21 protein-coding genes and 1 tRNA gene are annotated in these 26,806 nt (G+C 67.3%); 9 read left to right on the top strand and 13 right to left on the bottom strand.

The window, feature by feature from the left end; genetic code table 11:
- Window positions 1-281: 281 nt before the first annotated feature.
- Both ABL840_RS23630 and ABL840_RS23625 read left to right on the top strand, forming a co-directional pair.
- Window positions 282-4,106, top strand: coding sequence for a DUF748 domain-containing protein (locus tag ABL840_RS23630; protein WP_093306179.1), 3,825 nt, complete (start codon window positions 282-284; stop codon window positions 4,104-4,106).
- Between the two features lie 218 nt (window positions 4,107-4,324).
- Complete coding sequence (locus ABL840_RS23625) at window positions 4,325-7,177, top strand: DUF349 domain-containing protein (RefSeq protein WP_093306181.1); 2,853 nt, start codon at window positions 4,325-4,327, stop codon at window positions 7,175-7,177.
- A 98-nt stretch (window positions 7,178-7,275) separates the two neighbouring features.
- Here ABL840_RS23625 and ABL840_RS23620 read toward each other — a convergent pair whose 3' ends face one another.
- The 6 genes from ABL840_RS23620 to ABL840_RS23595 all read right to left on the bottom strand — a co-directional run bounded on the left by ABL840_RS23620 (window position 7,276) and on the right by ABL840_RS23595 (window position 11,391).
- On the bottom strand, window positions 7,276-7,872 hold the full coding sequence (locus ABL840_RS23620; protein WP_093202764.1) for a hypothetical protein: 597 nt from the start codon (window positions 7,870-7,872) through the stop codon (window positions 7,276-7,278).
- Window positions 7,873-7,965: 93 nt separating this feature from the next.
- Window positions 7,966-8,757 carry a zinc-dependent peptidase gene (locus ABL840_RS23615; RefSeq protein WP_093202761.1) on the bottom strand — a complete coding sequence of 264 codons (792 nt, stop codon included), beginning with the start codon at window positions 8,755-8,757 and terminating at the stop codon, window positions 7,966-7,968.
- A 17-nt stretch (window positions 8,758-8,774) separates the two neighbouring features.
- Window positions 8,775-9,551 (bottom strand): UDP-2,3-diacylglucosamine diphosphatase, encoded by a 777-nt coding sequence (locus tag ABL840_RS23610; RefSeq protein WP_093306183.1) that lies wholly within the window; start codon window positions 9,549-9,551, stop codon window positions 8,775-8,777.
- 37 nt (window positions 9,552-9,588) lie between these two features.
- The gene (locus ABL840_RS23605) at window positions 9,589-10,101 is read right to left on the bottom strand and encodes a peptidylprolyl isomerase (protein ID WP_093306184.1); all 513 of its coding nucleotides are present in this window, start codon (window positions 10,099-10,101) and stop codon (window positions 9,589-9,591) included.
- Between the two features lie 24 nt (window positions 10,102-10,125).
- Window positions 10,126-10,719, bottom strand: coding sequence for a peptidylprolyl isomerase (locus ABL840_RS23600; protein WP_093306186.1), 594 nt, complete (start codon window positions 10,717-10,719; stop codon window positions 10,126-10,128).
- An 81-nt stretch (window positions 10,720-10,800) separates the two neighbouring features.
- Window positions 10,801-11,391, bottom strand: coding sequence for a tetratricopeptide repeat protein (locus tag ABL840_RS23595; RefSeq protein WP_093202751.1), 591 nt, complete (start codon window positions 11,389-11,391; stop codon window positions 10,801-10,803).
- 204 nt (window positions 11,392-11,595) lie between these two features.
- Here ABL840_RS23595 and cysS point away from each other — a divergent pair, with 204 nt between their 5' ends.
- The 6 genes from cysS to ABL840_RS23565 all read left to right on the top strand — a co-directional run bounded on the left by cysS (window position 11,596) and on the right by ABL840_RS23565 (window position 17,213).
- Window positions 11,596-12,972, top strand: coding sequence for a cysteine--tRNA ligase (cysS, locus tag ABL840_RS23590; protein ID WP_093306187.1), 1,377 nt, complete (start codon window positions 11,596-11,598; stop codon window positions 12,970-12,972).
- A gap of 17 nt (window positions 12,973-12,989) precedes the next feature.
- Window positions 12,990-13,640 carry a DNA-3-methyladenine glycosylase family protein gene (locus ABL840_RS23585; protein ID WP_093306189.1) on the top strand — a complete coding sequence of 217 codons (651 nt, stop codon included), beginning with the start codon at window positions 12,990-12,992 and terminating at the stop codon, window positions 13,638-13,640.
- A gap of 152 nt (window positions 13,641-13,792) precedes the next feature.
- The gene (locus ABL840_RS23580; protein ID WP_093306191.1) at window positions 13,793-14,776 is read left to right on the top strand and encodes an acetyl-CoA carboxylase carboxyltransferase subunit alpha; all 984 of its coding nucleotides are present in this window, start codon (window positions 13,793-13,795) and stop codon (window positions 14,774-14,776) included.
- A 15-nt stretch (window positions 14,777-14,791) separates the two neighbouring features.
- A complete protein-coding gene (gene tilS, locus ABL840_RS23575) occupies window positions 14,792-15,769 on the top strand; it encodes a tRNA lysidine(34) synthetase TilS (protein WP_093306193.1) in 978 nt (325 codons plus the stop codon).
- A 55-nt stretch (window positions 15,770-15,824) separates the two neighbouring features.
- Window positions 15,825-17,093, top strand: a complete 1,269-nt coding sequence (locus ABL840_RS23570) for an aspartate kinase (RefSeq protein WP_093202738.1) — start codon at window positions 15,825-15,827, stop codon at window positions 17,091-17,093.
- A gap of 27 nt (window positions 17,094-17,120) precedes the next feature.
- Window positions 17,121-17,213, top strand: a tRNA-Ser gene (locus ABL840_RS23565).
- 75 nt (window positions 17,214-17,288) lie between these two features.
- On the opposite strand, the gene ABL840_RS23560 is transcribed toward ABL840_RS23565, so the two are convergent.
- Both ABL840_RS23560 and ABL840_RS23555 read right to left on the bottom strand, forming a co-directional pair.
- Complete coding sequence (locus tag ABL840_RS23560) at window positions 17,289-17,540, bottom strand: tautomerase family protein (protein ID WP_276318368.1); 252 nt, start codon at window positions 17,538-17,540, stop codon at window positions 17,289-17,291.
- A 13-nt stretch (window positions 17,541-17,553) separates the two neighbouring features.
- The gene (locus ABL840_RS23555) at window positions 17,554-18,291 is read right to left on the bottom strand and encodes an SDR family NAD(P)-dependent oxidoreductase (RefSeq protein WP_093306195.1); all 738 of its coding nucleotides are present in this window, start codon (window positions 18,289-18,291) and stop codon (window positions 17,554-17,556) included.
- Between the two features lie 141 nt (window positions 18,292-18,432).
- Between ABL840_RS23555 and ABL840_RS23550 the strand changes: the two genes are divergently transcribed.
- Window positions 18,433-19,359 (top strand): LysR family transcriptional regulator, encoded by a 927-nt coding sequence (locus tag ABL840_RS23550; protein WP_093306197.1) that lies wholly within the window; start codon window positions 18,433-18,435, stop codon window positions 19,357-19,359.
- 26 nt (window positions 19,360-19,385) lie between these two features.
- Here ABL840_RS23550 and ileS read toward each other — a convergent pair whose 3' ends face one another.
- The 5 genes from ileS to ABL840_RS23525 all read right to left on the bottom strand — a co-directional run bounded on the left by ileS (window position 19,386) and on the right by ABL840_RS23525 (window position 26,797).
- Window positions 19,386-22,178, bottom strand: a complete 2,793-nt coding sequence (gene ileS / locus ABL840_RS23545) for an isoleucine--tRNA ligase (RefSeq protein ID WP_093306199.1) — start codon at window positions 22,176-22,178, stop codon at window positions 19,386-19,388.
- A gap of 76 nt (window positions 22,179-22,254) precedes the next feature.
- Complete coding sequence (locus ABL840_RS23540; protein ID WP_093202725.1) at window positions 22,255-23,616, bottom strand: MFS transporter; 1,362 nt, start codon at window positions 23,614-23,616, stop codon at window positions 22,255-22,257.
- Window positions 23,613-24,752, bottom strand: coding sequence for an acetylornithine deacetylase (argE, locus tag ABL840_RS23535; protein WP_093202722.1), 1,140 nt, complete (start codon window positions 24,750-24,752; stop codon window positions 23,613-23,615). The genes ABL840_RS23540 and argE overlap by 4 nt, the downstream gene beginning before the upstream one ends.
- Window positions 24,749-25,867 (bottom strand): Leu/Phe/Val dehydrogenase, encoded by a 1,119-nt coding sequence (locus ABL840_RS23530; protein ID WP_418115986.1) that lies wholly within the window; start codon window positions 25,865-25,867, stop codon window positions 24,749-24,751. Before ABL840_RS23530 ends, argE begins: the two co-directional genes overlap by 4 nt.
- A gap of 273 nt (window positions 25,868-26,140) precedes the next feature.
- A complete protein-coding gene (locus ABL840_RS23525) occupies window positions 26,141-26,797 on the bottom strand; it encodes a Rieske 2Fe-2S domain-containing protein (RefSeq protein ID WP_093306201.1) in 657 nt (218 codons plus the stop codon).
- Window positions 26,798-26,806: the final 9 nt, after the last annotated feature.

The raw sequence follows: 26,806 nt of genomic DNA, 5'->3' as shown, positions 1-26,806 counted from the left end.
GGAAACCCGAGGTGCAAGTCCGAGGGTTCAGCGGTCGAGGAGTCACGGTGGCAATCTCTTGCTGCCAGCACGGCGGGAACCATTGACTTCCGGTCGCGCGAATCGATGGCATGGGTTTTGTGCCCGCCATCAAGCCCGGTGACAAGACATTCCGTCGACTCACCGGGCTTTCTTCATCTGGGAGATCCGATGAAGGCCTTTCTCCGGTAATTCTTCCGGGACGGGGCCTGCGTCCTTTCTGCGTACGTAGCGTTGGCGCATGTTTGCGGCACACTCCAGCGATGGACGTAGCTACGATCAAACAGAACAAATGGGTGCGGCGTGGGATCGTCGCGTTGCTGGCGCTACTTGCTTTCTGGGTCATCGCCTGGCTGGCCGTTCCGCCGATCGCCAAGAGCCAGCTCCAGAAGATCGCGAGCGAAAAGCTCGGCCGGCAGGTAACAGTCGGCAAGATCGACTTCAAACCCTGGACCCTCGAACTCGCGCTGAACGACCTGCGCATCGCCACCGCCGACGGCAGCAAGCCGCAGGTGGCCATCAACCGCATCTATGCCGACGCGGAGCTGCAATCGATCTTCCGCCTTGCGCCGGTGATCGACGCCGTCACCGTCGACGGCCCGGCCATCCTGCTCACGCACCTGGCGGACGGCAAGTACGACATCGACGATATCCTGGCCAAGCTCTCGGCCGGCCCGCCGCCCGACCCGAACGCCAAGCCTGCGCGCTTTGCCATCTACAACATCGCGATCAATGGCGGCTCCGTCGACTTCGACGACCAGACCGTCAAGCGCAAGCACGAGCTGCGCGACTTCGTGCTCAAGGTGCCTTTCCTGAGCAACCTGGATTCCAAGCGCGACATCAATACGGAGCCCAAGCTCGCCTTCGCGCTCAACGGCAGCAAGTTCGATTCGGCCGCCTTCACAACGCCTTTCGCCGACAACCGCAAGACCGACGCCCATGTGCAGTTCAAGGGGCTCGACCTCGCGCCTTACCTCGGCTACATCCCCGGCGGCCTGCCGGTGAAGCTGCAGGCGGGCAGCCTCGATGCCGACCTGAAGATCGGCTTCGAGCAGGGCGCGACCACCGGCCTGAAGATCACCGGCACGGTCGAGGCCCACGCCACCAAGGTGGCCGATGCGCGCGGCCGCGACCTGCTGGCCTTCGAGTCGCTCAAGCTGGCACTGGCCGACGTGCGGCCGCTGGAGTCGGTGTTCCACCTGAGCGAGGTGGCCCTGGCCAATCCGCAGCTCGCCGTGGCGCGCGACGCGGCCGGCAAGCTCAACCTGCTCGCGACCGACCCGGCTACCGGAGCAGCCGAGAAGGTCGCCCCGCCGCCAGCCGCGGCAGCGAGCGCGCCGGCGGCTGGCAAGCCCGCGCCGAAGCCGGCGCTGAAGGTGCAGGTGGACAAGGTGGCGCTGAACGGCGGGCGCATCGGCTGGCGCGACGAAACCGTCAACCCTGCGGCGGCGGTCGACCTGACCGACCTCGGCATCGATGTCGCGGGCGTCACCTGGCCGACGGAGAAGCCGGCCGAATTCAGCGGCAGTACCGCCATTGCCGGCGCCTCGCTCAAGTTCAAGGGCAACGCCACCGACAAGGTGGCAGACGTGCAGACCGAGGTCGACGCGCTGCCGCTGTCGCTGGCTGCCCCCTACCTGGCGCAGAGCCTGGAGCCGACGCTCGACGGCAAGCTCAGCGGCCAGATCGACATCGCCTGGGCCCAGCCCGACCTGAAGTTCAAGGCCCGCCGCCTGTCCGCCGACGGGCTGGCGCTGACCCAGGGCAAGACTGCCCTGGCCAGCGTCGGGCGCTTCGAGCTGGTCGACGCCGAGGCCGACATGACGAAGCACACGCTGAACGTGGCCTCGTTCACCGCGACCAACCCCAAGGTGCGCGTGGAGCGCGACAGCGAGAAGCGCTGGATGTTCGAGCGCTGGCTCAAGACGCCTGCCGGCGGCGGCACGAAGGAGGCCGAGGCCAAGGTCGCCGCGCCCAAGCCCGCGGCCGCCGAAACGCCGCAGCCGGGCGCCAACACCAAGCCCTGGGCGCTGACCATCGGCACGCTGGCGGTCGACAACGGCGCGCTTTCCTATTCGGACAAGGCCAGCGCGACACCGGTGACGGTCGAAGTCACGGCCTTCAAGCTGCATGCCCAGAAGCTCGCGCCCGAAACCAGCACGACTTCGCCGCTGGAGGTTTCGGGCCGTATCGGCTCCGGACGCTCTGAACCGGGCCGCTTCGACTACAAGGGCAACATCGTGCTCAAGCCGCTCGCGGCCGAGGGCAGGGTGGAGGTGGTGTCGTTCCCCGCGCATACCTTCAAGGCCTACTACGCCGATGCGCTCAACGTCGACATCCGCCGCGCCTTCGCGAGCTATCGCGGCACGGTGCGCTACGCGACCTCGCCTGCGGGCATGAGCGTCAAGCTGTCCGGCGACACGGCGCTCGACGACTTCCGCGCCAACAGCGTCTCGCTGACCCAGTCGCCCGGCTTCGACCGCAACAACAACCAGCTGCTGAGCTGGAAGACCCTGAGCCTGCGCGGCCTGCAGGTCAGCATGGCGCCCAACGCGCCTCCGAACGTGGACGTGCGCGAAACCACGCTCACCGACTTCTTCGCCCGCGTGATCGTCGACCCCACCGGCCGCCTCAACCTGCTGAGCCTGACCAAGAAGGGCGAGGCCGAAGCGACTGCGGCTGCCGCGGCTGCCGGCGAGGCCAGCACCCGCAAGGGGCCGGGCGGAACGACCACCACGACGACTGCCCGGGCGACGGCACAGCGGCCCGCCGGCCGCGCGGTGTCGGCGGAAGAAATGGTCGGCGGAGCGCCCGAACCCGCCAAGCCGGCGGCCACCGTCGCGGCGGCACCCGCACCAGCGGCGACCGACGCAGGGCCGGCGCCGGTCATCAACTTCGGCCCGATGAGCCTGGTCAACGGCAAGATCGACTTCACCGACCTGTTCGTCAAGCCCAACTACTCGGCCGACCTGAGCGAGCTGACCGGCAAGCTCAGTTCCTTCTCGTCGAACCCGCCCAAGGGCGAGAGCGGCCGGCCCGCGCTGGCCGACCTCGAACTGCGCGGCAAGGCCCAGCAGACCGCGGCGTTGGAAATCACCGGCAAGCTCAATCCGCTGGCCAAGCCGCTCGAACTCGACATCACGGCCAAGATGCGCGACCTCGATCTGGCGCCGTTGTCGCCGTACTCGGTGCGCTACGCCGGCCACGGCATCGAGCGCGGCAAGATGAGCATGGACGTCAACTACAAGGTCGCGCCCGATGGCCAGCTGACGGCAACCAACAAGCTGGTGCTCAACCAGCTGCAGTTCGGCGACGAGGTGGCCGGCTCCACCAACAGCCTGCCCGTGAAGCTGGCCGTGGCGCTGCTGGCCGACCGCAACGGCGTGATCGACGTCGACCTGCCGCTCAGCGGCTCGCTCAACGATCCGCAGTTCAGCGTCGGCCCGCTGATCTGGAAGGCCGTGGTCAATCTGGTCGTGAAGGCTGTGACCGCACCGTTCAGTCTGCTTACGGGCGGTCTGGGCGGCGGCAGCGGCGAATCGAGCGCCATCACCTTCGAGCCCGGCGGTTCCGAACTCAGTGCTTCCGCCAAGGAAAGCCTCGACAAGGTCGCCAAGGCGCTGACCGACCGGCCCACGCTGCAGATGACCGTGGTCGGCACCTCCAGCCTCGAGAAGGAGCGCGACGCCTACCAGCGCCAGCGCGTGCGCCAGCTCGCCTACGCCGAGAAGCGTCGCGTCGCGGTGCGCGGCGGCCAGACCGGCACCGACGTGCCGCCCGTCACCGACGCCGAATACCCCGAACTGCTGACCGCCGTGTACAAGCGCGCCGACATCACCAAGCCGCGCAACATGGTCGGCCTGGCCAAAGACCTGCCGCTGCAGGACATGGAAAAGCTGCTGTTCGCCAGCGTGCCGGTCGACGAGGAGTCGATGCGCCAGCTCGCCGTCGAGCGTGGAGCGGCCGTGCGCGACTACCTGCTCTCGAAGAAGCTGCCGAGCGAGCGGCTCTTCCTGGGCGCGGTGCGTACCAGCGCCAGCGGCAGCGACTGGAAGCCGGGTGCCGAGCTCAGCCTGACCATGAAGTAACCCGATACCGAACGGGCGGGCGCGATCGGGCCCGCCGACTTGGTTTTTTCCTCCGGCTTGCTATATATGTAGTCCGTCGGCTCCACCACCCACGACCCCGCGCGCGTCTCCGTTTCGGTACGGATTTCTGCGGGCGACCGCAAGTGGGTGAAAATGTCGATGTGCGCCGGCCTTTGCCGGCGCCTTCGCTTTCTCTACCAAGACAACGATTTCGCGCAGTGACCTCTACTTCTTCCAAGCCACACGACATTCAGGCCCTCGACACGCTCACCGGCGGCGCCTTCACCGCGCCGACTTCCGGCGAGCGCGCCGCGCGCATCCGCGACTGGCTCGCGGGCAACCCGGCGCCCGAGCAGATGCAGGAAGTCTTCAAGGAACTGAGCGGTCGTGACAAGGGCGCCGCGCGCCTGCTGCGCGAAAAGCTCGACGAACTCAAGCGCGCCAAGGGCCAGGAGGCGATTGCCGCCGAATGGGCACAGAAGGCGGAAGCCCTCGTCGCCCAGTCCAAGCTCAACATCGCCGACGCGCTCGCCTGGCAGCGCGACGCCGCCAAGGCGGGCGCTCCGCTGTCGCGCGAGCCGCTGGCCGGCCTGAAGCTCAAGCTGTCCGAGCGCGTCAAGGGCATCGAAGACCTGCAGCATCGCGCGCAGGTGCACCGCGAAGCCGCGGTGCTGCTGGCGCAGCGCTTCGAAGTGCTGTCCACCAAGGGCTGGCAGGACGCCCAGGTTGCCGAGGAATCGCTGCGCGCCGACGTGACGCACTGGCAGCAGCAGGCCGCCGAGATAGTCGCCGATACCAACTGGAGCAGCCTCGACGCCAAGTTCGCGCCGCAGCTCGAATCCTCCAAGTCGCAGCTGCTGGTGGTGTCCGACGCCTTCCACAGCGCGCTGGCGCAGGCTGTTGCCGCCGCCGCCGATGCCGCGGCACCGCTGCCGCCCGTGCCCGTGTGGGCCGACGAACTGCGCGCCGCGCGTGGCGAGGTCGTGGCGCCCAAGCCCGCTGCGCCCGCCCGTCCGGCCGCGCCCAAGGTCGACCCGGCCGTGCGTGCCGCCGCGCAGGATGCCGTTCAGGTCGCGCTGACCAAGCTCGAGCAGGAAACCGCCGAAGGCCACGGCAAGGCCAGCGCCGGCGCGGCCGCCGCGCTGCGCGCCGTGCTCAAGGAGCATGGCAAGCTGGTCGAGGCCCCGCTCGAAGCCCGCGTGCATGCCGCGCTGGTGGCTGCCGGCGAACTCGAAGGCTGGCAGCGTTGGAGCGCCGACAAGGTTCGCGAAGACCTCGTCGCCAAGGCCGAGGGGCTGCTCAAGCGTCCCGAAGGCCAGGCCCTCGGCGGCCGAAAGATGCAGGAAACGCTGCGCTCCCTGCGCGACCAGTGGAAGCAGGCCGACCAGGGCGGCGTGCCCAACCATGCGCTCTGGAAGCGCTTCGACGAAGCCTGCAACGAAGCCCACAAGGTGGTCGAGGCCTGGCTCGAGAAGGTCCGCGCCGATGCGGCCGAGCACCGCGCCCTGCGCGTCGCGCTGATCGAGGAGGTCAAGGCCTGGGCTGCCGAGCATGCCGGCGCCACCGACCTGAAGGCGCACAACCGCGCGCTGCACCAGTTCGCCGACCGCTGGCGCGACGCCGGCCATGTGGGCGAGAAGGTGTTCGCCGAACTGCAGCCGCTGTGGAACGAAGCCTTCGGCGCCGCCCGTGCACCGTTCGAGACGGCGCAGAAGGCCAGCGTCGAGCGCCGCCAGGCCATGATCGCCGAGGCGACCGAACTCGGCGCGCAGCCGGTGCTGCGCATCGACGCCGTCAAGGCGCTGCAGCAGCGTTGGCAGGCCGAGGCGCAGAGCGTGCCGCTCGACCGTCGCCATGAACAGAAGCTGTGGGACGCCTTCCGCGCGCCCATCGACGAAGCCTTCAACCGCAAGACCGCCGAGCGCGAGAAGGCGTCGGCCGCGATGAACGCGCACGACCGCCACGTGCTCGAGGCATCCAAGGCGCTCGACGCGGCCAACGCCGGCGGCGATGCGCAGAAGATCCGCGCGGCCATTGCCGGCCTCGAAGCCGCGCTGCGTGGCGAGGTGCCGCCGCCCGCTCCGAAGGCCGACGGCCCGTCGGTCGGCGCGACCGAGGTCGTGGCGCCGGGGCAGGCAGCTGCCGAATTCAGTGAAAGCGCCGAACAGGCGCCCAGCCCGAGCGACGCGGAAGCATCGCCCGGCACGCACGCCGATCCAGCCGCGGCGCCCACCGCTTCGACGGACCTCGTGGCGCCTGCAGACGGTGCCGACGCTTCGGCACGCACCGATGGCGCGGCGCACGACTCCGGCGAGGCTGCCGCAGCCGTCGAAGCACCGGCCGCGGCGCCGAAGGCCGCGCCCAAGCCCGTCGTGGCGATGCGCGGCGACGACCGTCCGAGCAGCAAGAAGGCCGAGCCGGCACCTGCCGCGCGCGGCGGGGCCGGCGGCCGCTTCGGCGACCGCCGCGATGGCGGCCGTCCCGGTGCCGGTGGCCCGGGTCGTCCTGGCGGCGATCGCGGAGATCGTGGAGCCCCTCGTGGTGGCGACCGCGGCGCGCCCGGCGGCCGTTTCGGCGATCGTCCTCCGCGCGAAGACCGCGGCCCGCGCCTGGGCGACGCTGCCTTCCGTGCACAGCGCGAAGCTCTCGAGCGTGCCGACATGGCGCTGCGCAAGCTCGCGGCGCAGGCCCATGGCGAAGCCCTGACCCAGGTGCTGGGCGCCTGGGAGCAGCGCGACGCCAGCCGTCTGCCGAGCATCCAGGAACTGGGTCGCGCGGTTACGCCGGCCGTGCGCAGCGGCTGGTCGCAAGCCATCGGCTCCGCGCCGACGGCTGCGGCGAACGATGCCGCCGAAGCGCTGCTGCGCCTCGAAATGGCTGCCGAGGTGCCGACGCCCGCCGAGCAACTCGACGCGCGTCGTGCACTGCAGCTCAAGCTGCTGACGAAGCGCGGCGACCCGGCGCCTGCCCAGACCTGGGGCCAGGACGCCGGCAAGGTGCTGGCCGCAGCCCACGATGCCGCCAGCGCGCGACGTCTGCAGAACGCGCTGAAGGCGCTGCTGCGGAAGTAAGGGAAGAAGGCAGCCTTCGGCCATGAAAAAGGCGCCCTGCGGGGCGCCTTTTTCATTGGCGCGTCAGCGCCGATGCCGAGTTTCTCTCAGACGTTCTTTCAGACCTTTTCGCCGATGGCCGGTGTCTGCACGGTGCCAGCCTGCTCGGCCAGATAGCTGTCGCGGATCTTGCGCCGGGCGAAGAGGCCGCCGATGCCAAGCAGCAGGGCGATGGCGCCGACGATCAGCGTGCCCTTGTCCGTGGCGCTCGATGCCGCGGCCTTGTCCTTCACTTCCATGATCTTCTGCACATCGGCCAGCGACACCACGGGCTTGCCCTTGAGCTTCACTTCGTAGACCAGGTTGTTGTCCGAAGGATCGACGCGCACCTCGACGGCCTCGTCGATCAGCGGCTCGAGCTTGCTGCGGCCCACCGCGTAGTCGACGCGCCATTTCTCCGTGTTGCCGTCGGCCAGCTTGGCGTCGAGCACGAAATAGCGGCGCGTGGTGCTGCCGCCGCGGCGGCGCTTGGTGGTCTCGGTGACTTCGCTGCCGCTGACGATCGTGCCGCTCTTCGCGACCAGGTCTTCCACGGCGGTGCCGTGCGTGTCCGAGCTCGCCTTGAACTGCGCATATCCCGCCCAGCCCAGGATGCCGATGCCGAACACCAGCGCGATCCACGCCTTGCCCGTCAGCTGATAGAACCAATCCCTCATGTTGTTTACCTTTTTGGTGAGTTGATAACCCATCAATGGTAAGGGTTGTGATGCTATCGAATCGGTAGCTGAAGAGCGAGATTGGGCGAGGGATTAGAGCCTTTTAGGCAGAAAGAATTCATCGAAGATCGCGAGCACGCCGGGGAAGTCGCGGGCGAAGTTCGGGCGGTTCACGAAGTAGGCCTCGCAGGCCACCGCGAAGAACTCGCTGATCGACGTGGCGCCGTAGGCATCGAGCCACGGCGCCTCGGTGCCGAAGCGCTCCGCCTTGATGGTCTGCTCGCGGAAATCGTCATAGGCGGGCTGCAGCACGGCCATCCAGGCTGCGCGGGCCGCGCGCGAATTGCGCTGGCCCGCGAAGCCGGGCGGCAATGGCGGGCAGCCGTTGGCGTCGCCGCCGCGCATGTCTATCTTGTGGGCGAACTCGTGGATGACGACGTTGTAGCCGCGCTCGCTGGTGATGCTGCTGGCCAGCACGTCGTCCCAGCTCAGCATGACGGGACCGCGGTCCATGGCCTCGCCGGCGACGACTTCGCCGTATTCGTGCACCACCTGGGCTTCGTCGATCACCTTGCGCCGCGCCACAACCTCGGAGCGGTGCACGACGATGCCGACGAAATCGTCGTACCAGTCCAGTCCGCCCTTGAGATGCAGCACGGGCAGCACGGCCTGCGCCGCGATGGCCAGTGCCACTTCGTTGGTGATGGTGAAGCCCTTCGCGCCGTGGAATTCCTTGTCGCGCAGGAATTCGGCGGTGAGCGTTCGCAGCCGCTGGCGGTCGGCATCCGGCAGCGCTCCCAGGAAGGCATAGCGCCTGAGCGTGGCCTGCCAGGCGGCTTCGGGAATCGGGGGCAGGGCGCGCAGGCGGCGCAGCCACTTGAACATTGCTGGCGGCGGCGCGGCTAGCGCAGGTCGACGCGCTGTGCGCCGGCGGCGGACAGGCAGAGGAGTTGCGCGCGCGGCGGATGCGCGTCGGCATCCCAGTCGCTCAGCACGATGCGGCGCAGGCCGTTGCCCAAGTCGTGGTCGGCCGGGCGGTGCGTATGGCCGTGCACCAGCGCATGGGCGTTGGCGCGATGCAGCCAGTCGCGCGCCGCGGCGGTATCGACATCGGCCCAGACCATCGACGGATTGCGCTTGCGGTCTTCGCTCTGCACGCGCATGGAGCGCGCGAGCGCGCGGCGCTCTTCCAGCGGCCGGGCGAGGAATGCGGCCTGCCACCCGGGCGTGCGCACCTGCGCGCGGAACTTGAGGTAATCGGTGTCCTCGAGGCAGAGGATGTCGCCGTGGCTCAGCAGCCAGCGCCGGCCGTGCAGCACCAGCACCGTCGGGTCATCGAGCAGGGTGAGGCTGCATTGCGCGGCGAACGCGGCACCGACGAGAAAGTCGCGGTTGCCGTGCATGAAGAACACCGGCAGCCGCTGCGCGGTCTGGCGCAGGAGTTCGGCGCATTGCGCCTCGAAGCCGGGCTGGGTGGCGGAATCGTCGCCCACCCACACCTCGAACAGGTCGCCGAGGATGATGAGGGCGTCCGCCGGCGTGGTCTGCAGGTAGCCTTGCCAGGCCTCGAAGGTGGCTGGCTCGCCGGCCTGCAGGTGCAGGTCGGAGATGAGGTCGACCGTGCGCCATGCGGGCGGCGCCACCAGCTCCGAAAAGGCCGGGTTCGCCACCGTGCTCATGCCGCCGCCGCTGCTGCCGAGCCGAGCCGATCGCCGGTCATTCGGCGATGACGACGGCCTTTTCGATCACGACGTCCTCGAGGGGCACGTCGTCATGGAAGCCCTTGCGGCCGGTCTTCACGCCCTTGATCTTGTCGACCACCTCGGTGCCCTTGGTGACCTTGCCGAACACGGCATAGCCCCAGCCCTGGGCCGTGGGGGCGGTGTGGTTCAGGAAGCCGTTGTCGGCCACGTTGATGAAGAACTGGGCGGTGGCCGAGTGGGGCGCGCTGGTGCGGGCCATGGCCACGGTGTAGTTGTCGTTCTTCAGGCCGTTGTTGCCTTCGTTCTGGATCTCGGCGTCGGTGGGCTTCTGCTTCATGCCGGGCTCGAAACCGCCGCCTTGCACCATGAAGCCGGGGATCACGCGGTGGAACACCGTGTTGTCGTAGTGACCCTTCTTCACGTACGCGACGAAGTTCTCGGCCGACTTCGGCGCCTTGTCGGCGTCGAGTTCGAGCGTGATCACGCCGAGGTTCTTGATGTGCAGTTCGATTTGGGGATTGCTCATGAGAGGACTCCTACTTGAAAGGGATTACTTCGCCACCACGGTGGCGGACTTGATGGTGACGGCCTCGAGCGGCACGTTCTGCATGCCGCCCTTGTTGCCGGTGGCCACCGCGCGGATCTTGTCGACCACATCGGTGCCGGCAACGACCTTGCCGAACACGGTGTAGCCGTAGCCATCGGGGTTGGGGGCGTTGAGCGAGTCGTTGTTCTTCACGTTGATGAAGAACTGCGAGGTCGCCGAGTTGGGGTTGCCGGTGCGGGCCATGGCGATCGTGTACTTGTCGTTCTTCAGGCCGTTGCTGGCTTCCAGCGGAATGGGGGCGCGCGTGGACTTTTGCTGCAGGTCGGCCGTGAAGCCGCCGCCCTGGATCATGAAGCCGTCGATGACGCGGTGGAAGACCGTGCCGTCGTAGTGCTTGTCCTTGACGTACTGCAGGAAGTTCTCGACCGTCTTGGGCGCCTTGGCCTCGTCGAGCTCGATCACGATGTCGCCGGCCGAGGTGGCGAGCTTGACGCGCGGCGTTGCCGATTGCGCGTGGCCGGTGGCGGCGAACGCGAAGGCTGCGGCCAGCACGAGGGCGCCGCGGCGGCTGAAACGGGAGAGGGAGTTGATCGTCAAATGGAGCTCCGTTTGCGGATGAGGGAACGGGGCCGCGCGGTGGGCGCCATTGCGGCGTCCGGGACGGCGGCGACTGGCTGCTTACTTGCTGGTGCGGCCGACCGGCTTGCGGATGACCACGGGCGCCGCGGGCAGGGCCGCCGCCTCGGCCTCGGTCTTCGAGGTGAAGATCTGGCGGATCAGCGCGAGCTTGGGCGCGACGCTGGCGTTGGTGCTGGCGAACTGCTGGGCGCGCACGTATTCCTGTGCCGCGAGACGCGCATACACGTCGCCGAGGTTTTCGTGCGCCGTGGCGTAGTTCGGGTTGAGCTTGAGCGCCTGCTCGAGGGCGGCGCGCGCCTGGTCGAACTTGCTCTGCGACGCATATAGCGCGGCCAGGTTGTTGTAGGGCTCGGAAAGCTCGGGGAAGTCCTGCGTGAGCTGCGTGAAGGCGATGATGGCCTCGGCCTGCTTGTTCTGCTCGGTGAGGATCACGCCGCGCAGGAAGCGCATCTGCGGGTCGCGCGGCTTGCCGGCGATGTAGGTGTCGGCCTTGGCGAGCGCCTCGTTCGACTTGCCCTGGCGCAGCAGCGCGTTCACGTCGTCGTACTCGTTCGCATGGGCTGCGGAGCCCCAGAGGCCGAACAGCAGTGCGAAGGCAATGGAGAGTCTGGAGAATGCGGCGTGCTTCATGAAGCCTCGACGGAAATGGGGGGAGATGAAGGCTTGCGGGCTTGGGGAACACCCGGACGCTGCGCGGTGGCAGCCGTTTATACTTGCCCGGATTGTAGCCGAGGGGCCATGTCGACCCCCTCGCGACCACAGTCCCCGTCACCCCTGAAAAACACCGTCTTTCGCCCGTGCCGCACGCGCGCGAAATGACGCTTTCCGAATCTCATGAGTCTGCGCATCTACAACACGCTGTCGCGTGAATTGGAGGATTTCTCCCCATTGCAACCGGGAAAGGTGCGCATGTACGTCTGCGGCATGACGGTCTACGACTACTGCCATCTCGGCCATGCCCGATCGATGATCGCCTTCGACATCGTGCAGCGCTGGCTCAAGTCGAGCGGCTTCGACGTGACCTACGTTCGCAACATCACCGACATCGACGACAAGATCATCCGCCGCGCCGTTGAAAACGGCGAGAGCATCCGCGCGCTGACCGACCGCATGATCGACGCGCTGCACGAGGACGCCGACGCGCTCGGCATCGAGCGCCCCACGCACGAGCCGCGCGCCACCGACTACATCCCGCAGATGCTGTCGATGATCGGCACGCTCGAGAAGAAGGGCCTGGCCTATCGCGCCGAGAACGGCGACGTGAACTATGCGGTGCGCAAGTTCCCGGGCTACGGCAAGCTCAGCGGCAAGTCGATCGACGAGCTGCATGCCGGCGAGCGCGTGGCCGTGCTCGACGGCAAGGACGATCCGCTCGACCCGGTGCTCTGGAAGAGCGCCAAGGCCAGCGAACCCGAAGAGGTGAAGTGGGCCAGCGAGTTCGGCGCGGGCCGCCCGGGCTGGCACATCGAGTGCTCGGCCATGGCCTGCGAACTGCTCGGCGAGACGCTGGACATCCACGGCGGCGGCGAGGACCTGCAGTTCCCGCACCACGAGAACGAGATCGCGCAGAGCGAAGGCGCGAACGGCAAGCCGCTGGCCAACTACTGGATGCACAACGGCTTCATCGTGACCGACAACGAGAAGATGTCCAAGAGCCTGGGCAACTTCTTCCTGATCCGCGACGTGCTCAAGAAGTACGACGCGGAGACGATCCGTTTCTTCGTGCTGCGCGCGCACTACCGCCGTCCGCTGAACTACAGCGACGTGCACCTCGACGATGCACGCGCCTCGCTCAAGCGGCTGTACACGGCGCTCGACCTCGTGGCCCCGGCCGACGTGAAGGTCGACTGGGCCGACCCGCACGCAGCGCGCTTCAGGGCCGCGATGGACGAAGACTTCGCGACGCCCGAGGCGGTGGCGGTGCTCTTCGAGCTGGCGGGCGAAGTGAACCGCACGCAGTCGGCCACGCAGGCCGGCCTGCTGAAGGCGCTGGGCGGCTGCCTGAACATCCTGCAGGGCGACCCGAAGGCCTTCCTGCGCGCCGGAACAACGCTCGACGAAGCCACCATCCAGTCGAAGATCGACGCACGCGCCGCCGCCAAGGCAGCGAAGAACTTCGCCGAAGCCGACCGCATCCGCCAGGAACTCCTCGAGCAGGGCATCGTGCTCAAGGATTCGCCCACGGGCACGACCTGGGCGGCTGCGCAGTGAACGGAACGACGAACCCCATGCCCGCCCCCAGGAAGTCCAGCGTCACGATCTACACGCCGGACTATTGGGAGGAGGCATGCAAGCATCTCTCCCGGAAAGACCGCGTCATGAAGCGGCTGATTCCGAAGTTCGGCGACGCCTGCCTGGAGTCGCGCGGCGACGCGTTCACCACGCTCGCGCGCAGCGTGGTCGGCCAGCAGATCTCGGTGAAGGCCGCCCAGTCGGTCTGGGACAAGTTCGCCGCGCTGCCGCGCAAGCTGACGCCGGCCAACGTGCTCAAGCTCAAGGTCGACGACATGCGCGGGGCGGGGTTGTCCGCCCGCAAGATCGAGTACCTCGTCGACCTGGCCCTGCATTTCGACTCGGGCCTGGTGCACGTCGATGCATGGAAGGACATGGACGACGAGCAGATCATCGAGGAGCTCGTGGCCATCCGCGGCATCGGCCGCTGGACGGCCGAGATGTTCCTCATCTTCCACCTGATGCGCCCGAACGTGCTGCCTGTAGACGACCTGGGGCTGCTCAACGGCATCAGCGTCAACTACTTTTCGGGCGATCCGGTCAGCCGCAGCGATGCCCGCGACGTCGCAGTGGCCTGGGCGCCTTATTGCAGCGTGGCGACTTGGTATATTTGGCGATCGCTGGATCCCGCTCCAGTCGCGTACTAGCAACACCCCCAGGCTGCGCGCACTTCGTGTCGCTTCGCCAACCCCCTCGAGGGGGCAACACCTAAGGCCCGGCAAAGCCGGATCCTTGGTGTTCCTGGAATGAGAACGCGGCGGATCGACGGGCAGCAAACTGAAATAAACAGGAGAAGACGTTGGCGAAACGAACCTTCCTCGACTTCGAGCAGCCGATTGCCGAGCTCGAAACAAAGATCGAAGAATTGCGTTATGTGCAGACCGAATCCGCGGTCGACATCTCTGAAGAAATTGATCAGCTCGGCAAGAAGAGCCAGCAGCTCACCAAGGACATCTACAGCGACCTGACGCCCTGGCAGATCACCAAGATCGCACGGCATCCGGAGCGCCCCTACACGCTGGACTACGTCAACGAAATCTTCACCGACTTCGTCGAACTGCACGGCGACCGTCACTTCTCGGACGACCTGTCGATCGTGGGCGGTCTCGCTCGCTTCAACGGCGTGCCCTGCATGGTCATCGGTCATCAGAAGGGCCGCGACACGAAGGAGCGCACCGCGCGCAACTTCGGCATGAGCAAGCCCGAGGGTTACCGCAAGGCGCTGCGTCTGATGAAGACGGCCGAGAAGTTCAAGCTGCCGGTGTTCACCTTCGTGGACACGCCCGGCGCATACCCCGGCATCGACGCCGAGGAACGCGGCCAGTCGGAAGCCATCGGCCGCAACATCTTCGAGATGGCGCAGCTCGAGGTGCCGATCATCGTCACGATCATCGGCGAGGGCGGCTCCGGCGGCGCGCTGGCCATCTCGGTCGGCGATCAGCTGCTGATGCTGCAGTACTCGATCTACTCCGTGATCAGCCCCGAAGGCTGCGCTTCCATCCTCTGGAAGACAGGCGAGAAGGCGCAGGAAGCAGCCGATGCGCTGGGCATCACCGCGCATCGCCTGAAGGCGCTGGGCCTGGTCGACAAGATCGTGAACGAGCCCGTCGGCGGCGCGCACCGCGACCATCGCCAGATGGCGGCTTTCCTCAAGCGCGCCCTCAACGACGCCTTCCGCCAGGTCAGCGACCTGAAGCCGAAGGAACTGCTGGAGCGCCGCTACGAGCGCCTGCAGAGCTACGGCCGCTTCAACGACACCAAGGCCGAGAGCAGCGGCAGGTAATACGCGGGCGCTGTCATGAACTCCGCTTTCGAACGCGCCATTGCCGCGTTCGAGCCGGCGCACTGGCCGCTGGCGGTGGGGTTCAGCGGAGGCGCCGATTCGACGGCCTTGCTCGCTGCCTGCGCATTGCGCTGGCCGGGGCAGGTGGTCGCTTTCCATGTGCATCACGGGCTGCAGGCCGCGGCCGACGGATTCGAGCAGCATTGCCGCTCGACCTGCGAGCGGCTGGGCGTGCGCTTGATCGTCCATCGCGTCGATGCGCGGCATGCGCAAGGCGAAAGCCCTGAAGATGCGGCACGGCGCGCACGCTATGCGGCGTTTGCGGAAATGGCACGCAACGGGGAGGGCGGGGCAGCCGTCCGATCCGTGGCGCTCGGGCACCATGCCGACGATCAGGTCGAGACGCTGCTTCTTGCATTGTCGCGCGGCGCGGGGTTGCCGGGGCTGGCTGCCATGCCGGCGCATGCGCAGCGCAACGGGCTCGACATTTACAGGCCGCTGCTCGGGGTCGCGGGCGCCGAGATCCGCGAATGGCTGGCCGGCCGTGACCTCCAGTGGATCGAGGATCCGACCAACGACGACGCGCGCTACACGCGCAACAGGATCCGCTCCGTGCTGCTGCCCGCGCTGGAGCAGGCCTTTCCCCAATTCCGCGCCACCTTCGCGCGCAGCGTGGGCCACGCCGCACAGGCCCAGCAGCTGCTGAACGAGCTGGCGGCCCAGGACCTGGAAAGCGTGGGGAGCCCGCCGCGCATCGCCACTCTGCAGACGCTGACGCGCGCGCGCCAGGCCAACCTGCTGCGCCACTGGCTGATGCAGTCGCACGGCTGCGCGCCCAGCGCGGCGCAGCTCGACCAACTGCTCGACCAGGTCCGCGCGTGCGTCACGCGGGGGCATCGCATCCACCTCAAGGTGGCCGCCGGCTTCGTCGAGCGGAAGGGCGATTTCCTGCATTGGTACAATGCCCCGCCCTCGCCGAAGACTTCGCTCTGACCGCTTGCAGGGCGTCGCCTATCCAGCGGCCCTTTTCTTTTCTCTGAATTCACCCATGGCATTGATCGTTCACAAATACGGCGGTACGTCGATGGGCTCGACCGAGCGCATCAAGAATGTCGCCAAGCGCGTCGCCAAGTGGGCGCGCGCAGGCCACCAGATGATCGTGGTTCCGAGTGCCATGAGCGGCGAGACCAACCGCCTGCTCGGCTTGGCCAAGGAACTGGCGCCCAGCAAACCGGGCGTGGCCCACAACCGCGAGCTCGACATGCTGGCTTCCACCGGCGAGCAGGCTTCGTCGGCCCTGCTGGCCATCGCGCTGCAGGCCGAGGGCGTCGAGGCCGTGAGCTACGCGGGCTGGCAGGTTTCGGTGCGCACCGACAACTCCTACACCAAGGCACGTATCGAGAGCATCGACAACGAGCGCGTGATGGCCGACCTGAACGCCGGCAAGGTGGTGGTCATCACCGGCTTCCAGGGCGTGGACGACGAGGGCAACATCACCACGCTGGGCCGTGGCGGCAGCGACACTTCGGCCGTGGCCATCGCCGCGGCGATGAAGGCGAACGAATGCCTGATCTACACCGACGTCGACGGCGTCTACACGACCGACCCGCGCGTCGAGCCCGATGCGCGCCGCCTGACCACCGTGAGCTTCGAAGAGATGCTCGAGATGGCGAGCCTGGGCTCCAAGGTGCTGCAGATCCGCTCGGTGGAATTCGCCGGCAAGTACAAGGTGCCGCTGCGCGTGCTTTCGAGCTTCACGCCGTGGGACATCGACATCAATGAAGAGGCCAAGTCCGGCACGCTGATCACTTTCGAGGAAGACGAAAACATGGAACAAGCCGTCGTATCCGGCATCGCATTCAACCGCGACGAAGCCAAGATCTCGGTGCTCGGCGTGCCCGACAAGCCGGGCATCGCGTATCACATCCTCGGTGCCGTGGCCGACGCCAACATCGAAGTCGACGTGATCATCCAGAACCTCAGCAAGGACGGAAAGACCGACTTCAGCTTCACCGTCCACCGCAACGAATACGCGCGGACGATCGACCTGCTGCAGTCGAAGGTGATGCCCTCGCTGGGCGCGACCGAAGTGGTCGGCGACACCAAGATCTGCAAGGTCAGCATCGTCGGCATCGGCATGCGCAGCCACGTGGGCGTGGCGAGCAAGATGTTCCGCGTACTGAGCGAAGAGGGCATCAACATCCAGATGATCTCGACCAGCGAAATCAAGACTTCGGTCGTGATCGATGAAAAATATATGGAATTGGCAGTGCGCGCACTGCATAAAGCCTTCGATCTGGATCAGCCGGGCGCCTAAGTAGTGGCATAATCTCGGCTTCTTTCAGGAACTGTGACCGAGTGGCCGAAGGTGCTCCCCTGCTAAGGGAGTATGGGGTGTAGAGCCTCATCGAGGGTTCGAATCCCTCCGGTTCCGCCAAGTTGATGAAGCCCCGTTGATCGTTTGATCGACGGGGCTTTTTCTTTTGCCCTGTGGCAGATCGGGTCGCCCAGCCTAGCGCTTGCCCGAAGCCTGGGCCTTGCGCATCTCGGTGGTCGTGACGCCCGCGAAGCCCCAGTTGTCGGTGTCGATCTCCTCGATGGTGATGTGGGTCCACTCCGGCGGCTTGTGCAGTACGCGCTCCAGCGTCTCGGTGACTTCCTTGATCACCTGGGCCTTCTGCTCGGCGGTGTTGCCCTCGCGGGTGATGCGGATGCTGACGAATGGCATGGTGTCTTTCTCCTTTTTGACGTGCGGATGAAGGATGAAAAAAAGCGCCTCAGCGGCCCGCGCTGAAGCCGCCGTCGACCGGAAGCACGGTGCCGGTCACGAAGTCCGCGTCGACCAGGTAGAGCACCGCGTCCGCGATCTCGCCCACGCTTGCGATGCGATTGAGCGGCGCCAGCTTGGCCAGGAAGTCGTGCGACTGCGGCGCATGCATCGGCGTATCGACCAGGCCCGGCGCGACGGCGTTGACGGTGATGCCGTGCGGTGCCAGCTCGAGCGCCAGCGCGCGCGTGGCATCGTTGACGCCGCCCTTCAGCGCGACCGCCAGCAGCGCGGGCACGCCACTGTGCGGCTGCATCGCCAGCGCGGCCGTGATGTTGACGATCTTCCCCCGCTTGCGCCCGATCATGTGGCGGGCCGCCTCCTGCGACGCGTACAGCACGCCCTTCAGGTTGGTGCCGATCTGTTCCTCGATCTGTTCGGGCGTGAACTGCACGAAGGGCTGTGCGGCAAAGATGCCGGCGTTGTTCACCAGCACGTCCACCTTGCCGAAGCGGGTGATGGCTTGCTCGAAGACATTCTTCGCGGACTCGGGCCGGCCGGCATCACCCGCGACGGCGAGGAAGCGGTCTCCCGCATCGAGCGTGCGGGCCGCGGCCTGCAGGCGATCGGCGGAGCGGCCGGTGCCGACCACGTTGTAGCCCCGCTTCAGGAAGGCATCGGCCAGGCCCAGGCCGATGCCGCTGCTGGCGCCGGTGATGACGACGGTGTTCTGTTCAGACTTGCTCATGGAGTACCTCGGATGGGTTGGGTTTCAGGGAGGCCGGTAGCTTTTTTCAGTGCGCCCACCGGTTGAGTGGGACTTTATTGACAACGTCATGCGCAAAAAATAGGCTCCAGAGCACTTGTATTGATACATGGCGTAATGAATATGCATCGGCAATTCGACGACGTGCTGCTGGGCAGCATCGAGCTGTTCTGCCTCGCCGCGGAGTCGGGCAACTTCACCGCGGCAGCCAGCATCGCGGGCGTCACGCCCGCGGCGGTCAGCCGGTCGGTCTCGCGCCTCGAAAAGCGCCTGGGCGTGCGCCTGTTCGTGCGCTCCACGCGCAGCAGTCGCCTTACCGAGGCAGGCCGGGAGTACTTCGAGCAATGCCGTGCCGCGCTCCAGCAACTGGTCGAGGCGGAGCGCAAGGTCACCGGCGAACAGGTGCAGCCCAGCGGCACCATCCGCATCAGCGCACCCACCACCTACGGGCACCACCGCCTGCTGCCGCTGCTGCCCGCGTTTCGCGCGCAGTACCCGCTGATCCGCGTGGAGGTGCACGTCAGCAACCGCAACGTCGACTTTCGCGAAGAGAACTTCGACGTCGCGATCCGCCTGCGGGCTCAACCCGATTCGACGATGGTGGCCCGGCACCTCGAAGACGCCGAACTGGTCGTCGTCGCCAGCCCCGGCTACCTTCAGCGCGCGGGCCGGCCCGCCACGCTCGCGGACCTGGCGCAGCACGAGTGCATCCAGTTCGACCTGCCCAGCAGCGGCAGGCAGATCGCGTGGCTGTTCATGGAAGACGGCCGCGAGAAGGAAGTCTTCTCCACGGGCCACTACAACTGCGCGGAGGACGTGCTCGCCGGCGTGACCCTGGCCAAGGCCGGAGCGGGGCTCTTCCAGGCCTATCGCTTCACGGTCGAGAAGGAGCTGGCCAATGGCGAGCTGGTCGAGGTGCTGCAGCCCTTCGGCGGGCGTTCACGTCCCGTCAGCCTGATGTATCCGCACGGCCGCCTGCTGCCATCGCGCGTGCGGGCATTCATCGACTTCCTGGCGGAGCGCGGGCAGGGCGAGACTCCCCCGTCCTGAGCAAGGCATCGGCTTGCGCGCCTGCCTCACGCACCGGACAGCTCGGGAAAGCCGGCCAGCACCGTCCTGCAGCGGTCGCAAAGCATTCCCTGCTCGGCATCGGTGTCGTCATGCACCGAGGCGTCGTGCCTCCAGCACCTCATGCAGCGCAGCGACGCGGTGCGCCTGACCTTGACGTCGACCTTGTCGGCCTCCTTCAAGGCCACGTCGGCAACGATGAAGATCGACGCCAGCTCGGCGCGCAGGAACGAAAGCGATTCGACGATCTCGGCAGGCGCCTCGATGACAACGCTCGCCTCGCCCGATCGGCCGATGCTCCCGGACGAGCGGACATCCTCGATGGCCTTCATCACGCTCGGTCGGAGCTGCCTCGCGTGCCGCCAGAACTCGGCAGCCTCCGGATCGTTCGTAACCGGCGGCACGGCCTCGTCCCAGGTGTGGAGGAACACGCTGTCGTCCCCGGCGGACGATTCGTGCAGCACCCCCCAGGCTTCCTCGGCCGTGAAGCTGAGGATGGGGGCCACGAGCAGCAGCAGGTTCTCCAGGATGACGTGCAGCGCCGTCTGCGCGGAGCGCCTGTCGCGGCTGTCGCGTGCGCTGGCGTACAGCCGGTCTTTCAGCACGTCGAGATAGAAGCCGCCGAGTTCGTCGGCGCAGTAGCCGTGCACCAGCCGTGTGACGGCCACGAAGTCGTAGTCGCGATAGCCCTTGCGGCATTGCTCCGCGAGTTCGCGGCAACGGGCCAGAGCGTGCCGGTCGACGCTTTCGAGATATTCCACGGGCACCCGGTCGGTACCCGCATCGAAGTCCGAAACGTTCAGCAGCAGGAAGCGGATCGTGTTGCGGATGCGCCGGTACATCTCGACGACGCGGTCCAGGATCTCTTCCGAGACGGAGATGTCCGTCGAGTAGTCGGTGCTCGCGATCCACAGCCGGATGATCTCCGCGCCCCGCGTGCCGGCCACCTGCTGGGGGCTCACCGTGTTGCCCAGCGACTTGCTCATCTTCTTGCCGTTCCCGTCGACGGCGAAGCCATGGGTCAGCACGGCCTTGAACGGCGCGTGGCCGTCCGCCGCGCAGCCCGTCATGAGCGAGGAGCCGAACCAGCCCCTGTGCTGGTCGGAGCCCTCCAGGTACAGGTCCGCCGGATGGCCGTGCGCGTCGGGGCGCCGCGGGTTCCGGTAGACGGTTGCGTGGATGGAGCCGGAGTCGAACCACACGTCGAGGGTATCGGACAGCTTCTCGAACTCCGACTCATCCACGCCCAGGTCCGCGGGACTCAATCGAGTCCAGGCGGAAATTCCTTCGCGCTCCACGCGCCGCGCCACTTCCTCGATGAGGCGTGAGGTCTCGGGGTGCAGCGAGTTGTCGCTGCGCCTGACGAAGAAGGCGAGGGGAACGCCCCAGGCGCGCTGCCGCGAGACGCACCAGTCGGGCCGCCCGTCGATCATCGCCTCCATGCGCGAGCGGCCCGAGGCGGGGTAGAACGGCACGTCCCTGATCGCCTCTCGCGCGGTCTCGCGCAGCGTGCGCGCATCGCCCGTCGCGGGATGGTCCATGGCAATGAACCATTGCGTCGTCGAGCGGAACAGGATCGGCGTCTTGTGGCGCCAGCAGTGAGGGTACGAATGCTCGATGCGCTCCTGCCTGAGCAGCGAGCCATCCGCCTTCAGAATTTCGAGAATGGCCTTGCTGCCTTCCTCGAGCGACATGCCGCCGATGGCAGGCAGGCTCGCCACGAAGCGGCCGGCACCGTCGATCACGTTGTCGCCGGCGATGCCGAGGCCGCGGCACAGCTCGAAGTCTTCCGCGCCGTGCGCCGGCGCGAGGTGCACGAGGCCGGTGCCGGTCTCCAGCGAGACGAAGTCGGCGGCCACCACGGGCACGCCGACGTCCTGCAGCGGATGCTTCAGCACGAGCCCGACGAGGTCGGCGCCCGGCGCGACCGCGCAGAGCTCGTGCTCGACACCGAAGGACTGCAGCAGCTTGCCGCCGGTCTCCGCCGCCATCACCAGCATGCCGTCGGGCGAGTCGTACAGGCCGTAGCTGGCCTGCGGGTCCAGGCCTACGGCCGCGTTGCCGGGCAGCGTCCACGGAGTCGTGGTCCAGATCACCACGCGGGCCTGCCTGCCGGGCGCGATGGCAAGGCTGAAGCGCGCCGCGAGGTCGGCCGCATCCACGACCCGCTGCCCCACATACGCGGTCGTCGATCGCTTGTTCGCATACTCCAGCTCCGCCTCGGCCAGGGCCGACTGGCAATCGACGCACCAGTTCACCGGCTTCTGGCCGCGAAACAGAAGGCCGCGTTGCCGGATGCGGTCGAGAAAGCGGATCTCGTTGGCCTCGGTCTCGAAATCCATCGTGCGAAAGGCGTTGTCCCAGTCGCCGAGCAGGCCCAGGCGCAGGAAGTCCTTCTTCTGGCTCTGCGTCTGCGAAAGGGCGTATTCGCGGCACAGCTGCTGCACCTGCTCGGTCGGCAGGCCCCGGCCGTTCATCTGCTCGATGCGGTGCTCGATGGGCATGCCGTGGCAGTCCCAGCCGGGAATCCACTGCGAGTCGAAGCCGTCGAAGAAGCGGCTCTTGAAGACCATGTCCTTGAGCACCTTGTTCACCGCGTGCCCGATGTGGATGTCGCCGTTCGCATACGGCGGGCCGTCGTGCAGGATGAACGGCGGGCGTCCCGCCGCCGCGGCGCGCATCCGCTCGTAGATGCGCAGCCGCGCCCAGCGCTCGACCAGCGCCGGCTCGCGCCGGGGCAGGTCTCCCTTCATCGGGAACGGGGTCGTCAGCAGGTTCAGGGTGCTCTTTAGATCTGGCATGTGGCGTGGTGTTTTCTTTTTCGAGAGGGACGATTTATTGATCGATTGATTGGTCGAGCGATCGGTCGCGTCGGCCTCAGTCCCTGTTGCGCAGGGCCGAGCCGGCGGCCAGCAGCGCGACCAGGCTGGCCGCCGCCGCGAACACCACGTACCAGGCTGGAGCGAGCGGATTCCCGGTCCGCGCGATCAGCGCCGTTGCAATGAACGGCGCGAAGCCTCCGAAGATCGTGACAGCGAAGTTGTAGGCAATGGAGAGACCCGTGGACCTCACCTCCGGTGGATAGAGCTCGGCCATCGCAGCGGGCGCGGGGCCGGTGAAGCCGGCGATCAGCACCGCGAAGACCAGCAGCACGATGGTCAGGGTCGACGGGTTGGGCACGGCCGTGAGGAGCCACAGCGCCGGATAGGCCAGCACGAGGATCGCGGTGGCGAAGCCGATCAGCAGGGGCCTGCGGCCGATCCGGTCCGACAGCGCGCCGAAGAAGGGCGCCAGCACCACCAGCACCATCAGCCCCGCGCCGTTCGCCCACAGCGACACGCTCTGCGGCAGCTTCAGCGTGCGCACCGCATAGGTCGGCATGTAGACGAGGAAGAAATACGTGCACACCGTCCACACGATGGTCACGCCGAAGCCGGCAATGATTTCCTTGCGGTAGGAGCCGAGCGCCCGCTTCAGCGGGGAGGCCTGGCCGTGCTGGCCCTGGGCCGCCTTGGCCTGCACGAAGCTCTCCGACTCCTGCGTCCGGGTGCGGATGTACCAACCCACTGGGCCGATGACGAGTCCGAACAGGAACGGAATCCGCCATCCCCACGCCTCGAGCTGCTCGGGCGTCAGCACGTCGGTGAGCGTCGCGCCGAAGACCGAACCCAGAAGCAGCGCGCCAGCCTGACTCGCCTGCTGCCAGCTTGCGAAGTAGCCCCTGCGCCCCTTGGGCGCGTGCTCGACGAGGAATGCCGTCGCGCCACCGACCTCGCCGCCGGCGGAGAAGCCCTGGATCAGCCTCGCCACCACGATCCACGCAGGTGCCCAGAGGCCCGCGTCGGCGTACGTCGGCGCGAAGCCGATCATGGCCGTGCCCAGCGCCATCAGCAGGATCGTGGTGGACAGCGCAGCCTTGCGCCCGCGCGAGTCGCCGAGCGCGCCCAGCACGATCGCACCGATCGGCCGCATCACGAAGCCCACGCCGAAGGTCGCGACCGTCAGCAGCAGAGAGGAGGTCTCGTCGCCCGTGGGGAAGAAGAGCCTTGAAATGGTGAGCGCGAAGAAGCCGTAGACGGCGAAGTCGAACCACTCCAGCGTGTTGCCGATGACCGCCGCAAGAATCGTCCGGCGCCTGGCGTCGTGGGTCTGCACGCCTTGCGCCACGTGGGCGCCGGGGGCGAGCGGGGAGAAGTTGCTGGTGGCGTCCGCCAGCGCGGCTGCGTCGATGTTTTTCATGCTGTCTTGAGGGTTGAAGTGAGACGGGCGGCGGGCTTGGCCAGCGCCCAGGCGCCGGCCGACTGCATGAAGCGGTCGGCCGCCTGCAGTTGCGATGCGGCGATCCATTCGTCGGGCTGGTGGGCCTGGGCGATGGAGCCCGGGCCGCACACCACCGTCGAGATGCCGACCTGCTGGAAGAAGCCTGCCTCGGTGCCGAAGGGCAGCTCCGCCTCGGGCCAGAGGGCGCCGAGCTCGCGTGCCACCGAGACGGCCGCGTCGTTGTCGCGCGCCGAGAGCGCCGGCACGCCTGCGACCTGCGAAGCCTCGACAGTGACGCCCGCGGGAAGGTCGGCCAGCGCTTCGCGGACCGTGCTGCGAACGAGCTCGGCCGTCGCTTCGTCCTTCGGGCGGAACTCCCACAGCACCTCGCAGCAGCCCGGCACGATGTTGATTGCCGTGCCTCCGTCGATGCGGCCGATGTTGATCGTGGCTTCGCCGCCCTGGTCCGCCAGGCGACGCCGCAGCCCGGCCAGGCGGGTGACCAGGTATGCCGCCGGCTCGATCGCGCTGGCACCGAGCGACGGGTCGCTCGAATGCGCGGGCAGCCCGGTGAAGATGGCCCGGTGCCCGAAGAAGCCGCGGTGCCTCACGCCGACCCGCATTTCGGTCGGCTCGCCGATGATGGCCAGCGCAGGCGCCGGCACCTGGGCCTTCAGTTGCTCCACGAGCTGCGGAACGCCGAGGCAACCGATCTCCTCGTCGTAGGAGAAGGCCAGGTGGATCGGCCGGCGCAGCCGTTGCCGCCGCCATGCGGGCACGGCCGAGAGACTGGCGGCGATGAAGCCCTTCATGTCCGCCGCGCCGCGGCCGTGGAAGCGGCCGTTGCGCTCGGCCAGCGCGAAGGGACTCGAAGTCCAGTTCTGGTCGGTCACGGGCACGACATCGCTGTGCCCCGAGAGCACCATGCCGCCGGCAATGTCGGGACCGATGCTGGCGAGCAGGTTCGCCTTTCGCTTGTCGTCGCTGTGCACGAGCTGCACCTTGACGCCGTGCCCCGCGAGGTAGTCGGCGATCCAGTGGATCAGGTCGAGGTTGGAGCGATGCGAGGTCGTGTCGAATGCCACCAGGGCGCGAAGGATCTCGATGGTGTTCATGCGACACGCTCGGCGAGAGTGTTGTTGCCGCCGCCGCGGACGCCGCCGGCCGGATGCAAGGGTTGCCCGGGCTGTGCGGGATGTCCGCCCAGCCGCTCCTGCACCAGCTGCATGGCTGCGGAATGGGTCGGCGTGCCGGTGCGGGAGGCGAGTTCGAAGATCCGCTGCAGCGTGGCGCCGATGCCTTCCACCTGCGCATCCACCTTCGCGGCGTTGAAGCCCTCGTGCTCCGACGCCACGCGGATCAGGCCGCCCGCGTTGATGACGAAGTCGGGCGCGTACAGGATCTCCCTGTCGCGCAGCTGCCTGCCGTGCTCGTCGCGCGCAAGCTGGTTGTTGGAGCCGCCCGCGATCACCCGGAACTTCATCTGCGGCAGGGTCCGGTCGTTCACGACGGCGCCCATCGCACAGGGCGCGAACACGTCGGCCTGCACGGCGTAGATCGCGTCGGGTTCCACCACCAGCGCATCGAATTCGGCGGAGGCCTTGTGCGCGAGCGTCGCGTCTATGTCGGTCACCACCAGGTGCGCGCCTGCATCGGCGAGCAGCCGGCAGAGGTTCCAGCCGACGTTGCCCAGGCCCTGCACGGCCACCGTCAGCCCGCGCAGGTCGCGACCGAGCCGGTGCGCGACGCTGGCCACGATGCCGTGATAGACGCCCAATGCAGTGGTCGGCGAGGGATCCCCCGTGCCGCCCAGTGCCACCGGCAGGCCGACCACGTGCCGCGTGCTCTGCCTCACCCAGGCGAAGTCGTCGACGGTAGTGCCCACGTCCTCGGCGGTGATGTAGCGGCCGCCGAGGCGGTTGACTGCCACGCCCATGGCCCGCAGCAGCTCGGGCGTCTTGCTCTTGCGCGGATCGCCGAGGATCACCGACTTGCCGCCGCCCAGACCCAGCCCGGCGGCCGCGGCCTTGAAGGTCATGCCGCGCGACAGCCGCAGCACGTCGCGCAGGGCGGAGGCTTCGTCGGCGTACGGGTACATCCGGCAGCCACCCAGCGCCGGCCCGAGCCGCGTGCTGTGGATGGCGATGATGGCCCGCAGCCCGACCTTGTCATCGGATATGAAAACGACCTGCTCGTGGTCCGCGAAAGACTCGGTGGAGAAAACTGTCATCTGGTGCTTCTTGGATTTCGTGTGAACGAGCGCGGACCGGCTTCAATGCAAGGCCGCCGCATCAATGCCCGCGAAAGCAGGCTAGGAACAGCAACAGGCGACGTAGTCGTAGTAGAAGCTCCACCGGACGGACATCGAGATCCATGCCCGATAGAGGAAGGACTTCAGTGCTTGCTTGGCGAAATGATTGCGTCATGTGTTGGCCTCGCTTTGAGGTGCAGCATGACAGGTAGATTCGCCGCGATATTGGCGAAAATTTCTGCCTGATAAAGATCAGGCGGCAGATGACGGAGAATGGCTCGTCTCGCTGCTGAAGCCAATCTCTTCGAGAAGCCTTTGGTACTCGGTGAGTCCGAGGTTCTTCAAGGATTGATGATTTTCAGGTTCGACAATCATGCTGCTGTCGAAAAATTCGAAAACCATCGATTCAGCGAAGCGGTCGCTTGAAAGTTTGAATGGTGAATCCGAAGTTCCATCGGGAACCTCCGGTCCTGCATTCGGAATCAGGCAAGTCCAGACAAGACCGTGCCGCTCGACCGCAGGGAACATCGTGACCTTGAAGCAGTCCGCCGTCTTCGGCGCGAGCTTCTCCGGCACCTTCGTGCACTGGCCGTCGGAGCCGAATCGCAGGCCGTGATAGGCGCAGACGAGTTCTTCGCCCTCGACGCGGCCGCCGCTCAGCGGCAGCCCGCGATGCGGGCACATGTCGCGGCCGACGCGGATGCCGTCGGGCATCCGGTAGACGACCAGCCGCAGGTTCAGCACCATCACCTGCCGGGGCCTGGCAAGCGCATCGTCGGCCCGGCAGACCGGAAACCACTGCCTCGCGAGAATGGGCCAGTCCTGTTCCGCGTAGGTGCAGTTCGAGGGCAGGAAGCCCTCGGGCAGGGGACGGGAGCTGGCTGCTTCGAGTGGTGCTTCGGCCGGCATGTCTTTCCG

Source organism: Variovorax sp. NFACC27, assembly GCF_048301545.1.
GTDB lineage: Bacteria > Pseudomonadota > Gammaproteobacteria > Burkholderiales > Burkholderiaceae_C > Variovorax > Variovorax gossypii.
The sequence above is the reverse complement of the archived record's forward strand: the minus strand, read 5'-3'. Positions and strand labels throughout refer to the sequence as shown.

Excerpts from the sequence above, each read along its gene's own strand:
- ABL840_RS23630 (WP_093306179.1), top strand. The coding sequence starts at position 282 with ATGGACGTAGCTACGATCAAACAGAACAAATGGGTGCGGCGTGGGATC.
- ABL840_RS23620 (WP_093202764.1), bottom strand. The coding sequence starts at position 7,872 with ATGAGGGATTGGTTCTATCAGCTGACGGGCAAGGCGTGGATCGCGCTG.
- ABL840_RS23615 (WP_093202761.1), bottom strand. The coding sequence starts at position 8,757 with ATGTTCAAGTGGCTGCGCCGCCTGCGCGCCCTGCCCCCGATTCCCGAA.
- ABL840_RS23610 (WP_093306183.1), bottom strand. The coding sequence starts at position 9,551 with ATGAGCACGGTGGCGAACCCGGCCTTTTCGGAGCTGGTGGCGCCGCCC.
- ABL840_RS23605 (WP_093306184.1), bottom strand. The coding sequence starts at position 10,101 with ATGAGCAATCCCCAAATCGAACTGCACATCAAGAACCTCGGCGTGATC.
- ABL840_RS23595 (WP_093202751.1), bottom strand. The coding sequence starts at position 11,391 with ATGAAGCACGCCGCATTCTCCAGACTCTCCATTGCCTTCGCACTGCTG.
- cysS (WP_093306187.1), top strand. The coding sequence starts at position 11,596 with ATGAGTCTGCGCATCTACAACACGCTGTCGCGTGAATTGGAGGATTTC.
- ABL840_RS23585 (WP_093306189.1), top strand. The coding sequence starts at position 12,990 with ATGCCCGCCCCCAGGAAGTCCAGCGTCACGATCTACACGCCGGACTAT.
- tilS (WP_093306193.1), top strand. The coding sequence starts at position 14,792 with ATGAACTCCGCTTTCGAACGCGCCATTGCCGCGTTCGAGCCGGCGCAC.
- ABL840_RS23570 (WP_093202738.1), top strand. The coding sequence starts at position 15,825 with ATGGCATTGATCGTTCACAAATACGGCGGTACGTCGATGGGCTCGACC.
- ABL840_RS23555 (WP_093306195.1), bottom strand. The coding sequence starts at position 18,291 with ATGAGCAAGTCTGAACAGAACACCGTCGTCATCACCGGCGCCAGCAGC.
- ABL840_RS23550 (WP_093306197.1), top strand. The coding sequence starts at position 18,433 with ATGCATCGGCAATTCGACGACGTGCTGCTGGGCAGCATCGAGCTGTTC.
- ileS (WP_093306199.1), bottom strand. The coding sequence starts at position 22,178 with ATGCCAGATCTAAAGAGCACCCTGAACCTGCTGACGACCCCGTTCCCG.
- ABL840_RS23540 (WP_093202725.1), bottom strand. The coding sequence starts at position 23,616 with ATGAAAAACATCGACGCAGCCGCGCTGGCGGACGCCACCAGCAACTTC.
- argE (WP_093202722.1), bottom strand. The coding sequence starts at position 24,752 with ATGAACACCATCGAGATCCTTCGCGCCCTGGTGGCATTCGACACGACC.
- ABL840_RS23530 (WP_418115986.1), bottom strand. The coding sequence starts at position 25,867 with ATGACAGTTTTCTCCACCGAGTCTTTCGCGGACCACGAGCAGGTCGTT.
- ABL840_RS23525 (WP_093306201.1), bottom strand. The coding sequence starts at position 26,797 with ATGCCGGCCGAAGCACCACTCGAAGCAGCCAGCTCCCGTCCCCTGCCC.